The sequence below is a fragment of the Bartonella sp. W8151 genome (genome assembly GCF_016100385.1).
GTDB classification, from domain to species: Bacteria; Pseudomonadota; Alphaproteobacteria; order Rhizobiales; family Rhizobiaceae; genus Bartonella; species Bartonella apis.
In genome coordinates, this window is the sequence record NZ_JACFSO010000002.1 from 508,221 (window position 1) to 520,270 (window position 12,050).

Annotated in this window: 13 protein-coding genes and 1 tRNA gene; 9 read left to right on the forward strand and 5 right to left on the reverse strand. The window is 44.0% G+C overall.

The window, feature by feature from the left end; genetic code table 11:
- Positions 1-21: 21 nt before the first annotated feature.
- Positions 22-420 (reverse strand): STAS/SEC14 domain-containing protein, encoded by a 399-nt coding sequence (locus H3V14_RS05050; RefSeq protein ID WP_198227041.1) that lies wholly within the window; start codon positions 418-420, stop codon positions 22-24.
- Between the two features lie 105 nt (positions 421-525).
- On the opposite strand from H3V14_RS05050, the gene H3V14_RS05055 reads away from it, so the two are divergent.
- The 4 genes from H3V14_RS05055 to ilvC all read left to right on the forward strand — a co-directional run bounded on the left by H3V14_RS05055 (position 526) and on the right by ilvC (position 5,186).
- On the forward strand, positions 526-1,263 hold the full coding sequence (locus tag H3V14_RS05055) for a pyridoxine 5'-phosphate synthase (RefSeq protein ID WP_198227043.1): 738 nt from the start codon (positions 526-528) through the stop codon (positions 1,261-1,263).
- A 103-nt stretch (positions 1,264-1,366) separates the two neighbouring features.
- Positions 1,367-3,292: a potassium transporter Kup gene (locus tag H3V14_RS05060; protein ID WP_198227045.1), complete on the forward strand. Its 1,926-nt coding sequence runs from the start codon at positions 1,367-1,369 to the stop codon at positions 3,290-3,292.
- Between the two features lie 212 nt (positions 3,293-3,504).
- The gene (locus H3V14_RS05065) at positions 3,505-4,155 is read left to right on the forward strand and encodes a TetR/AcrR family transcriptional regulator C-terminal domain-containing protein (RefSeq protein WP_246785056.1); all 651 of its coding nucleotides are present in this window, start codon (positions 3,505-3,507) and stop codon (positions 4,153-4,155) included.
- An 11-nt stretch (positions 4,156-4,166) separates the two neighbouring features.
- A complete protein-coding gene (gene ilvC / locus H3V14_RS05070; RefSeq protein ID WP_075868645.1) occupies positions 4,167-5,186 on the forward strand; it encodes a ketol-acid reductoisomerase in 1,020 nt (339 codons plus the stop codon).
- A gap of 488 nt (positions 5,187-5,674) precedes the next feature.
- Here ilvC and H3V14_RS10985 read toward each other — a convergent pair whose 3' ends face one another.
- Positions 5,675-6,016 carry a BA14K family protein gene (locus tag H3V14_RS10985; protein WP_075868643.1) on the reverse strand — a complete coding sequence of 114 codons (342 nt, stop codon included), beginning with the start codon at positions 6,014-6,016 and terminating at the stop codon, positions 5,675-5,677.
- A gap of 173 nt (positions 6,017-6,189) precedes the next feature.
- Between H3V14_RS10985 and H3V14_RS05080 the strand changes: the two genes are divergently transcribed.
- Positions 6,190-6,684, forward strand: coding sequence for a DUF992 domain-containing protein (locus tag H3V14_RS05080; RefSeq protein ID WP_198227049.1), 495 nt, complete (start codon positions 6,190-6,192; stop codon positions 6,682-6,684).
- Positions 6,685-6,926: 242 nt separating this feature from the next.
- Positions 6,927-7,832 (forward strand): PhzF family phenazine biosynthesis protein, encoded by a 906-nt coding sequence (locus H3V14_RS05085; protein ID WP_279110509.1) that lies wholly within the window; start codon positions 6,927-6,929, stop codon positions 7,830-7,832.
- Positions 7,833-7,974: 142 nt separating this feature from the next.
- Here the strand turns inward: H3V14_RS05085 and H3V14_RS05090 are convergent, their stop codons facing one another.
- Together H3V14_RS05090 and H3V14_RS05095 are read right to left on the reverse strand one after the other, a co-directional pair.
- Complete coding sequence (locus tag H3V14_RS05090; RefSeq protein WP_198227053.1) at positions 7,975-8,616, reverse strand: hypothetical protein; 642 nt, start codon at positions 8,614-8,616, stop codon at positions 7,975-7,977.
- Between the two features lie 152 nt (positions 8,617-8,768).
- Positions 8,769-8,906: an integrase core domain-containing protein gene (locus H3V14_RS05095; protein ID WP_198227055.1), complete on the reverse strand. Its 138-nt coding sequence runs from the start codon at positions 8,904-8,906 to the stop codon at positions 8,769-8,771.
- Positions 8,907-9,078: 172 nt separating this feature from the next.
- Between H3V14_RS05095 and H3V14_RS05100 the strand changes: the two genes are divergently transcribed.
- From H3V14_RS05100 to H3V14_RS05110, 3 genes are all read left to right on the forward strand, one after another.
- Positions 9,079-9,888, forward strand: coding sequence for an ABC transporter substrate-binding protein (locus H3V14_RS05100; protein ID WP_198227057.1), 810 nt, complete (start codon positions 9,079-9,081; stop codon positions 9,886-9,888).
- Between the two features lie 104 nt (positions 9,889-9,992).
- A complete protein-coding gene (locus tag H3V14_RS05105) occupies positions 9,993-10,718 on the forward strand; it encodes an amino acid ABC transporter permease (protein WP_198227059.1) in 726 nt (241 codons plus the stop codon).
- Between the two features lie 35 nt (positions 10,719-10,753).
- The gene (locus H3V14_RS05110) at positions 10,754-11,410 is read left to right on the forward strand and encodes an amino acid ABC transporter permease (protein WP_246785017.1); all 657 of its coding nucleotides are present in this window, start codon (positions 10,754-10,756) and stop codon (positions 11,408-11,410) included.
- Positions 11,411-11,710: 300 nt separating this feature from the next.
- Here the strand turns inward: H3V14_RS05110 and H3V14_RS05115 are convergent.
- Positions 11,711-11,786: transfer RNA gene (locus tag H3V14_RS05115), tRNA-Lys, on the reverse strand.
- Between the last annotated feature and the right edge of the window lie 264 nt (positions 11,787-12,050).

The following is a 12,050-nucleotide window of genomic DNA, read 5'->3' on the forward strand; positions in this document are numbered from 1 at the left end:
CGATAATTTTAACAGTGATTTTTATTCGGCCGGTCGCGCTCCGATATATTTCCAGCCTTCGTCAATATCGTTCAAAGAAAACCATTTTGTTTCGACACGCCCGAAAGGTCTGAAAAATTCGACAGCAAGATTAAGCCAATCAGGCCCTCCGACGATGGCATAGCGTTTCAATTTTTTAAAAGCTTCGGCTCTGATTTTTGCAGTATCTTCATTAAACAGACTTTCCCAATCGATACCGTCATATTCTTTGAAGATAATGATCATATCAATATGATCTTGCCCTTCCGCTTCAGCTTCGAAAAGGCCATAGAGATTTTCAACATCCGAAGACGCAAGCACGCCATTGATCGAAAATGCAATAGCACCGGCGCGATCTGTTTTGATTTTGGAGACAACGGATAGTGTATCTTCCGGCAACATGCTTTTCCCCTTCCTTGAAGCGCAATTAAGTTATATGTAGAAAATTAATGTAGCGTTTCAAATGGTCTTAAGAACGATTTGAAGCGGAATTTATAGGTGTGGTCGATGACAATAAAGCTATCGGTTAATCTTAACGCAATCGCGGTTTTACGCAATCGTCGGAATTTGCCCTGGCCAAATGTCGTAGGCATGGGGCGCATTGCACTTGATGCGGGGGCAGACGGTATCACAGTGCACCCGCGGCCCGATCAACGCCATATAAGATTTAGCGATCTTCCCGACATCCGCCGCCTTATTGATGACGAATTTCCACAACGGGAATTCAATATTGAAGGTTACCCCGACCCAACATTTCTTGATATGGCAGAAACTTATGCCAACCAGATAACATTGGTTCCTGATTCTCCCAAGCAATCAACGTCGGACCATGGATGGAATTTTAGTCAACAGAGCACTTTTTTAGCTCCGATTATCAAACGGCTGAAGGATCGTTCCATCCGCGTTATTCTGTTTGTAAGTCCGGTTCTTGACGGGCTCGAAGAAGCAAAAAAGCTCGGTGCTGACGGTGTTGAAATTTATACCGGCCCCTATGGCGACGCTTATGACAGCGACAAAAAGCAGTTGCAAGCGCTTGAAGCGGTTACAATTGTTGCCGAAAAGGCAAAACAATTGGGGCTCCTTGTCAATGCCGGACATGATCTGACAGTGCCCAATCTTCCCCCCATTGTAAAATGTGTGCCGTGGCTTTATGAAGTCTCGATCGGTCACGGGCTTATAGCAGATGCTTTGGAACACGGTATGAGAAATACCGTTATAAGGTTCAAACGGGCATTAACTGTTTAACCGTCCGTTGCGGCACTGATTTAAGACTATATAAGGCAGGTAATTTTTCCTCCGTTTTTCTATTTCTTCAACAATGAATACTTTCGTCTGAAAGGATTGCGCCATGGCGGACCCTCAAGATATCGACCTTGCGACCGACGATTCTACGCCAGCTGATGAAAGCAATGACCATTCCAAAGAAAGTTTTTTGCTTCTGTTGATCGGCGCCATAGGTGTTGTCTATGGTGATATCGGTACAAGTCCGATTTACGCGTTTCGCGAGGCCTTGCGCGCAGGTGCAGGCAACCATGATATTCTGAAATTCGATGTCTATGGCGTTATATCTCTTATCTTCTGGGCGTTATTGCTTATCGTTACAATCAAATATGTTGTTTTCGTCTTGCGTGCCGACAATAACGGCGAGGGCGGGATTTTATCTTTGATGGCGCTTGCACGCTCGACTTTCCGAAAGAAAGGTGGCTGGGCTCTTGGGATAGGCATACTCGGCGCATCGCTGTTTTTTGGCGATGCCGTCATTACTCCGGCTGTCTCGGTGCTTTCGGCTGTTGAAGGTATGGAAGTTGTGGCGCCCGACCTCGAGCCTTTTGTTGTGCCGCTGACACTCATCATTCTGGTGGCACTTTTTGCTGTCCAAAAGTTTGGAACAGGAAAAGTTGCAATTGTTTTTGGTCCGATAACATTAGTCTGGTTTCTGGCTCTTGGCGGGTTCGGTCTCTTCCATATCTTTGATGATCTGACGATTTTGAAATCATTGTTTCCAGGCTATGCTATTTCTTACGTTGTCAGCAATCCGGCAACTTCATTTGCAGCCGTCGGCGCAGTGTTTCTGGCGGTGACCGGTGCTGAAGCGCTTTATGCAGACCTTGGTCATTTCGGCCGTCGTCCGATTGTTGCAGCATGGCTGTGGATTGTGTTTCCTTGTCTTGTGCTCAATTATCTGGGGCAGGGTGCATTTATCCTTTCCCACGGGCGCAATACGATCAATCCGTTCTATCAGATGCTGCCCGAATGGGCACTTATACCAATGATTATTCTGGCAACGATGGCGACAGTGATCGCGGCGCAGGCGGTGATAACCGGTGCTTTTTCCATGGCACGTCAGGCTGTGCAACTCAATATTTTGCCGCGGCTCGAGATATTGCACACGTCGGAAAAAAATCTCGGACAAATCTATATGCCGCGGATCAATCTTATTTTAGCGGTTATCGTTATTCTTCTGGTGATAGGTTTTGAAAGATCATCCAACCTTGCAGCTGCATACGGTATTTCTGTTACCGGCAATATGATCGTCACAACATCGCTGCTGTTTATCGTCATGAGGCGCATCTGGAAATGGCGGCTCGCTTTATGCCTCTTGCCTACGCTTGCGTTCCTGTGTCTTGATCTTCTTTTCTTCAGCGCCAATCTGATAAAAATCCATGATGGCGGATGGGTGTCCGTTGGGCTTGCCTGCAGCGTAGTGCTGATTATGTGGACCTGGGTTCGAGGTAGCCGGCATTTGTTCAAAAAAACTCGCAAAGCCGAAGTGCCGCTTGATCTGATTGTTAATAAAATGGCCGAAAAACCGCCAATCATCGTGCCGGGGACGGCTGTGTTTTTAACGAGTGATCCGAAAAGCGCACCCAGTGCTTTGATGCATAGCCTTAAACATTATAAAGTTTTGCATGATAACAACGTTATATTGACAGTAAATACAGCCTCGACACCACGTGTATCTTCGGTTGATCGTGCACGGGTTTCCCAGTTCAATGAACGTTTTATGCAAGTCACTTTGACATTCGGGTATATGGAACAGCCGAATATTCCGAAGGCGTTGGCAATTTGTCGCAAATTGGGGTGGAAATTCGACATTATGACCACATCATTTTTTGTGTCCCGTCGTTCTATCAAACCGGCAGCGAAATCCGATATGCCGATGTGGCAGGATAAATTCTATATTTTCCTTGCCAGAACCGCCGCCGACGCAACCGAATATTTCCAGATTCCAACTGGCCGTGTTGTGGAAATTGGCACCCAGATTACAGTTTGAGCGAGATTACGGTTTAAAAAGCAATCTTGCTGTCCAAACCGCCGGCTTTGTTGATGAACTAAAAAGGTGACAAAGCCGGTAAATCCGTTCCACAAATTTCGATTTCTAATAAAAAGAAATTTTTACTGAAAATATTACTTGCTATTGGCAATTTCTCGTAGCATGGTAACGAACCGTACGGTACGGTACGCAAAAACATGAAAACAGCAGACATGCAACAGTCGACAAATGCTCTGGTCAATAATTTGACAGATCGTCAGAAGGACGTTCTTGACGCAGCACTGCAAGTGCTCGTCAAAGACCATCTGGCGTTGACAATGTCGAAAGTTGCGAAAGCAGCAAGCTGCTCGAAGGAAACACTTTATAAGTGGTTCGGCGATCGCAATGCATTTCTTGAAGCCATGGTCGAATGGCAGGCTTCAAAAGTTCGTGCGGTACCGATCAGTCGCGAAGCAGTTGATGAACAAACGCTTTTCAACAGCCTGGAACATTTTGCACGCGACTGGTTGATGGTTCTGACCTCGCCGACATCGATCGCGCTTAACCGGCTTGCCGTCAGTCAGGCGGGGACGGGCAAATCCAATCTCGGAAATGTCGTCCTTTATCGCGGACCGTTTGCGATGGCGCGTCGCTTGAAACCGATTTTGGAAATCGGTCGCGATTGCGGACTTTTACAAATGGACAATCTTGACAACGCATTCCGGACATTTTTCGGCCTCGTTGTTCGTGATGTCCAAATAAGAAAATTGCTGGGCGACGAGTTTCACATGGATGATGAAGAAATCATCCGTGAAGCGCGCACAGCGACCAGACAATTTTTTGCTCTTTACGGGCGAAAAAAAACAGATGAAACACAAAATTAAGGGAGTTTTCCATGCGTGTTTATTACGATCGTGATGCAGATGTTAACTTGATAAAATCCAAAAAAGTCGGTGTAATCGGCTATGGTTCCCAAGGCCGTGCCCATGCTTTGAACCTGAAAGATTCCGGTGTGAAAGAGATTAAAGTAGCTCTTCGTCCGGGTTCAGCGACAGCGAAAAAAGCGCAGGCTGACGGGTTCGAGGTTGTGACTGTTGCCGAAGCTGCAAAATGGGCTGATCTCATTATGATGGTTACCCCTGATGAATTGCAGGCCGACATTTTTAAAGAACAGATTGCTAACAATTTGCGCGATGGCGCGGCAATTGCATTTGCTCATGGTCTGAACATCCACTTCGGTCTGATCGAACCGAAAAAGACTGTGGATGTCATTATGATTGCTCCTAAAGGTCCAGGTCATACAGTGCGCAGCGAATACCAGCGTGGTGGTGGCGTTCCTTGCCTCATTGCCGTTGGTCACGATGCAACAGGCAACGCGCATGATCTTGCTCTCTCTTATGCTTGTGGAATTGGCGCAGGCCGTTCAGGCGTTATCGAAACAACATTCAAGGAAGAGACCGAAACCGATCTCTTCGGCGAGCAAGTTGTTCTTTGCGGTGGTCTTGTCAATCTTATCCGTTCAGGCTTCGAAACTCTGGTTGAAGCCGGTTATGCTCCGGAAATGGCCTATTTCGAATGCTGCCACGAAATGAAGCTCATCGTTGACCTTATCTATGAAGGCGGCATCGCCAACATGAACTACTCGATTTCCAACACCGCCGAATGGGGTGAATATGTCAGTGGTCCGCGCATTATTACGGATGAAGTCAAGGCGAATATGAAGCGTGTTCTGAAAGACATTCAGGACGGTACCTTCTGCTCCAACTGGATGCAGGAATATAAGTCCGGCGCTGTTCGCTTCAAAGCTATCCGCCGGATTAATGACGGCCATCAGCTTGAACAAATCGGTGCAAAATTGCGCGGGATGATGCCGTGGATTAAAGCCAATGCATTGGTCGATAAAACACGCAACTAAGCAAAGCGGTTTGTTTTTATAAAATCTTAACGAAAGAGCCGGTTATACCGGCTCTTTTTTCTTATAAAATTTTACGAAAACTCGATTTGCAGGTTCAATTGCTTATGGCAATTACGTCTGGTCCTTCCGGCGTTATCGCAACGACCTTTAAGAAAGTGACAAGGACCGTTTTCTTTGATCAAGTGGTTGTTCGAGAGAATTCACGTAGATTTTTCTCGGTTAACGCGTTATTTTACGAAAGTCATCCTTTGACACTTGAGCCGATGGAATTTATTCACCTTCATCATCTGTTAGACAAGACAATGGGCTGTCGGAACAAGCTTCAATGAAGGAACAGGTAACAATAATTTTCAATATTTTGAAAATTTATCAGGCATAAAAAGTCTGGTATTTGCTGAAATAGAAAATTTCTATTTTAAATAGGGAGGAAAGCCGCAAACCGCTGCCCATAGCAATTTTGCCGCCTCATAGAGTCATAACAACAATATTTATTTCGGAAATGGTGACTTACAGGTCTGACGCACACCACCACGGTCGATATAAGTGTCATCAGACGAACGATAACTTCTATAACGATCGCTGCACCATTGTTGGTGGTTGATATCCGGACCGGTATCCAATTTATATGTCGGGCCTCCGGGATTTGTCTGTTCCGGTTTATAATTGCGGTTCGGCTTTGGTACCCCATAATGGGCGTGAGGAAGCGGTGCATTTTGCGGACGGGCTATGGGTGCCAGTGGACTGTTAAGTTCAACCGCATTGCCATTCACCGTGCAGGCGAATGACACAAAAAGTGTTGTAATAAAAATACTTGCTAACCGGCAAGACATGGATTTCCTCATTCAAATTCAAAAAACTTCGGCCAAAGCCGATACAGCCATCACGTTTCGTTTCGACGCTAATAAGAATTCAATTCTACTTTGTAAAACTTATTGGAAGACGACTTGTATTTTCAATAATATACGCCAAATTGGGATGAGTTAGTAGAGAAGGAACCACAGTCATGTCACATTTTTTAAGAAATTTTGTTATTGCCGGTCTTGCTGCAGGAAGCGCTTTTTTGAGTATCAATGGCGCATCAGCCGACGATAAAGTCACCATCGGTATGCTCGTTTGTACCGGACAAGGGGCAGAGGGGCACATTTTTAAAGCCACCGAAAAGCTGACCTGTGTTTTTCAACCTAACGACAAAGGTGCACAAACGGATAAATATGTCGGCAAGATTGAACAGCTTGGAATAGACATTGGCAAAGCCGGTGCGGGGCAAATGTCCTGGATGGTTTTGGCCGCCAGCAAAAATGCTTATAAATCCGGAATTCTCGTTGGCAAATATGAGGGGCTTGGCGTGGACGCTGCAGCCGGTGTCGGTGGTGGTGCTAATCTCCTTGTAGGCGATAATAAAGCATTCTCTTTGCAACCGGTGAGTGTCGAGGCTCATGAAGGCGCCAACATTGCTATCGGCGTCTCCAAATTGACATTGACTACCGACAACAAATAATCGGGTGACAAGTCGCTCGCCTTTTTATGCGGGGCATTTTTCAGCTTGTCTTTGACTTGAGATATTTTAACGCTAATAAGGATGCAGTCTTCCAGGCTGCATCCTTTCTTTTCGGGCATATTCAAACTTTACAGTCCTGCCTGTTTTATCATAAGCATAATGAAGCGAAGGTTCGTCTATTCGGGTCTCCAGTCAAAGAGGGGCCAGTCAAAGAGGGGCCAGTCAAAGAGGGATTTGTCACTGTGGCACATAAAGGTCGTTTTTTCGAAGTGTTCGACGTATTCAGTGACACGATTCTTTCAGGAAATCCTGTGGCAATTGTGCATGATTGCAATGGTTTGACAGACCAGAAGATGCAGGCAATCGCTCGCGAATTCAATTTGTCCGAAACAGTTTTTGTGAAATCACCAAAAGACAAAAAACATATGGCGCGTTTGCGCATTTTTAAACCGGACGGAGAAATGGCATTTGCTGGCCATCCGACAATAGGTGCTGCGGTGTCGCTGGCACTTAAAAACGATTGCCGGAACGATTCGCTCATTATTCTGGAAGAGGAAGTCGGTATTATTCGCGCTGTTGTAGACCAGACCGGAAAGGTGGCTTTCGCCGAATTTGATCTTCCGAAACTGCCTGAACAACTTCCGCTTGATACACCGAAAGAAATTTTTGCAGCGGCATTCGGACTTGAAAGCAAGGATATTGGTTTTGAAAATCATGTGCCAGCTTTATGGACCGCCGGCGTACCATTTTTCTTTGTTCCTGTTCGTGATTTGAAAACAATTGCCAGTGCCTTGCCTGATCCGGTTTATATTGCCGAGAATTTCGACAAGTTGAATGTGAAAACCCCGTCATTTTACTTGTACAGTCGGGAAACGCAGCTGTTCCAGAGTGCATTCCATGTGCGTATGTTCCGGCCGGACGGGTTTGAAGATGCAGCCACAGGTTCGGCTGCGTCTGCATTTTGCGGTGTTGTCCAGCATTTTGACCATCCTCTGGACGGAAAGAAAAATATCTGGCTGGAACAGGGTATGGAAATGATGCGTCCGTCGAAACTTCGTCTCGAATGGTATGTAGAAAATGGAACGCTGGTTTCAGCACGCATTGGTGGAACAGCTGTCAAATATTCCGAAGGGCGTATTTTTTGTTGAACATTTCCCAGCTTTCCTGCTGTGATGATAGTGATTGGGAAAGCTTTCTTTTGCTTGAGACTGCTTTCAGCTTTTATGATTGTAGCTCTGCTGTTTTTTAAAATATTTCCCTGCGATAATATGTTAGGTCAGAATAGATTATTTAAAAAATAATCCCGAAGCGCATTGGTCCAATTCCAGATTCAATGACGCGTTTACCAGAAGCATGAAAAGCATTGATTGCCTCATTATCAGCCTCTGATCTCCAAGCTTTATCACTGATAAAGCCATATCCATCCCCGACAACCTTAAAACTACCTTGTTTAAATATCGGGTTACCAGTCATATCGCCTTCAAGGACAATTTCAAATTTACCGGACTGGATAGCTTCGGCTAACCCGGAATCAGTAATTTTACCTTGAGCAATATGGCTTTTCATAACTTGAGTGAATAACTCCTTCAACTCATCATCGTTCATGTTGGGATTTGCTGTAATTGTTCCATCAGCAGAAACAGACGATCCATTCCTTAAAGATTCAGCAATGCTTGTCATAGTATCATGATAAAGAGAACCAGTCTGAACAGCATTAACATCGATTTTGCCTGAGATAAGTTCTTGAATTCTGGATATTGCATCAGATGAAGACGCAGAAAGAGCAGCGTTGCCAGAAGCGGCAACGGTCGGTGAAATACCTCTTGAACCCTTAGTGTCGCTATTGAATTGATTGGTCTCATTGGACTTCAGCAAATGTAGAGCCGTTTCTGCACCTGACATACGGCTATTATTAAACACAGAATTAATCATAACTATCCTCCATAAATTGAAGGCAACTTAAGCCGTCATGTCTTAATACACCTAAAATACAGTATTCCTCATGAATACAAGATAATTATATAATATTATTATTTATAGATACAACTTGTATACTGCCATCCCCGTTTGAGCGGACACATGATCTATTGATTTAGTACCCTTCTGAACATCCTTGGAGAGTTCATATTGAGCGCGGAATGTGGATAGATTTCATTATACTCATCGAGCCATCCATTTATCTGCCGAAGAGCGGACTTCGCATTCGGAAAATCTAACGGCATAATTTTGCAAAAATAACAGTAGCAATCCGGTCAGGTTTGCATAACCTTAAAACATTCATTTTCTAAAAATTTTTTCTAATTGTAACAACGGCTTTAGCAATACGTTTCTTATCTCGCCGCCAAAAATGGAGAAAATGAAAACCTCATTCCAACTATCGTGAAGAGGATCATCATGAAGCGTTATTTTTCCACATTATTGGCTGCAGTTCTTGTGCTTTTTACTAGCGCCGCATATGCTGATCGTCTTGACGACATAAAAAAAGCTGGCGTTCTAAAAGTTGCATCTTTTGATAGCAATCCACCGTTTGGTTTTGTTGATGAAAAAACAAAACAGATCACCGGCCTCGATGTTGATTTTGCTCAAGCTGTTGCTGACAAAATTGGCGTCAAATTGGAAGTTCATCCAACCAATCCGGCAAACCGCATACCTCTTTTGACTTCAGGTCAGGTGGATTTGGTTGTGGCGAATTTTACGGTCACTCCAGAGCGCGCCGAGCAGGTTGATTTTTCCATTCCCTATTTTGCTTCAGGTCAACAATTTATTGCCAAAAAAGGTTTTTTAAAATCAGCTGACCAACTGGCAAATTTGCGCATAGGAGCAGATAAAGGTACAACCAATGAAATCAATCTGAAAAATTTGTATCCGACAGCAACAATTATTACTTACGATGACACGCCATTTGCTTTTGCTGCGTTGCGAAACGGAAATGTGCAAGCCATCACACAAGATGGTCCGAAGCTTGTTGGTTTATTGGCAAATGTCCCGGACAAAGATCAATATGAGGTGCCGGCGTTCACCATTTCTAATGATTACATGGCAGCAGCAGCACCCAAGGGTGAAACTGCGCTTGTGACCGTAGTCAATGAAACTCTGCTGGATTTGGAAAAGACAGGAAAAGCGGAAACAATTTACAATAAATGGTTTGGCCCAGATAGCAAAACTCCGCTCCCCAGATTGTTTAAGATCGGCGCTAAACAATAATTTTCTTCATCCGACATAAAATTTGAGCGAAGGAGCCGACACAATCGGCTCTTTTGTCTGTTCGAAGAACAAAAATTTATACGCAAAACTTTTGAGTAGAGCACATGTTGTCACACGAGTATTTAGGCTGGATATGGAACGGTTATCAGGTAACCATTGCCCTTACTATTCTTTCATGTATCGCCGCCTCATTACTTGGTGCCGTCTTATGCAGCATGCGCATAAGCCCGTTTTGGCCTTTTAATATTTTTTCCAAAGCTTACATAGCGATTTTTCGAAATACACCATTGCTGGTTCAACTTTTCTTTTGGTATTTCGGGGTCAGCCGTTTTGTACCGGATAGCATCAGATTTTGGTTACTGGATGCACATCAATGGGTTTTCGGCCCAGTTATTTTAAATTGGCCGTCATATGAGTTTATATACGGATTTATTGGTTTGGCACTCTATACAGCCGCCTATATCGCAGAAGAATTGCGGGCTGGTATAAAGACTGTACCGATAAATCAGCAATCTGCTGCCTATGCCCTTGGTTTCACGCGAAGTCAGGCATTCCGTTTTATAATTTTACCGCAAGCAGTACGTAACGCCCTTTCACCACTGCTCGGCCAATATATGATGGCTTTAAAAAACTCTTCTCTAACAGCCTCAATAGGAGTTGCTGAACTTTTCTATGTTGCAAGCCAAATTGAAACGCGTTCACTTTTGGCTTTTCCTGTCTATCTTATTTTGACAGTGTTATATTTAATAACCATTGCTCTTATCGAGATAATCGGACGCATTATTGAAACACGTCGGCTTAAAAGCACCGGTCGGAGGGTTCAGGCATGAACTTCTCGTTCATTTTCGATAATTTGGAATATTTGATGATTGGTGCTTGGCCAAATGGGCCAGTAGGCGGCTTGGCTTTAACATTGCTATTGTGCGTTTTTTCAGCTGTCTTATCAGCTTTGTTCGGTCTTTTATCTGGTATCCTGCTTGTTATGTCGGGTCATAAATGGCAGTTGGTTTTGGTTGCTATTCTTGGGTTTTTCCGGGCCATCCCAATTTTGATGTTAATTTTCTGGATCTATTTTTTGCTTCCCATGATGTTTGGCATATCTGCGCCAAAAGTAGAGACTATTGTTTTGGCTTTATCCTTGGTTGGCGGGGCTTATCTTGGTCATTCTGTTGCAGCAGGTTTGCGCAGCGTTGGCGACGATCAATGGGCAGCCGGATTGGCGCTAGGATTTAATAGGTGGAAAGTTTTATGGTTTTTGATTTTGCCACAAGCACTGCCACGTATGGCACCATCATTTATTAACCAATGTATTTCGCTTACGAAAGATACGTCGTTGGCATACATTATTGGTACACAAGAATTTCTGACCTTGGCGCGGCAAATTGACGGTCGCTTGACAGGCGCTTATTCAACAGAAATCTATCTATTCGTCGGGATTGTTTACTTTGTGCTCTGTATGATATTGAGTTTTTTTGCAGAACGCATCAACAAACACTATTCAAAAGATAGGCAGTTTGTCTGAAAGGTATTGCAGATTAAGTTTGTGTTTTGGTTCTGCTGCAATAATTTTAGAAAAACAAGCGAGATCCGTCTAACTATTTCCAAACATTGTCCGAAAATATAGGCATGGCAATGCGTTGTGAAAAACGACAATTGAAATGACAAAACATTATTCACGGTCTGCTGACAAAAGTCGAAAAATGGAAAATGTCGCCAAAATTTTCGACAAGGAAGTGAACAGAAGGAAAACGAAAAGTGTCTACCCTTTGTTATCTGAAAATTTCCTGATCTGACAAAAACACTTATAAATCAGAGGTCTAAATGGTGGGTGATACAGGGATCGAACCTGTGACCCGCTGATTAAGAGTCAGCTGCTCTACCAACTGAGCTAATCACCCATGCGGCGTTGTCAATCAACGATAGCGGTTCTATAGCGTTCCTCATGAATGATGTCCATAGAAAATTTTTATTTTTTCTGTCTTTTCATTCTATGTTGAATGGCCCATTCCGACGATCGAGAAAACATCTTGATCTTCACCTGAAAACGTCTCATTATATAACTTTCATTCATTGCGTGTAACAAAGGTTGTTACCGGTAGAGAGAGGACGATCGAGCGTAATGCCCGACCAAAATTCAGAAGACCCTTCTTGTAGTATCGAGC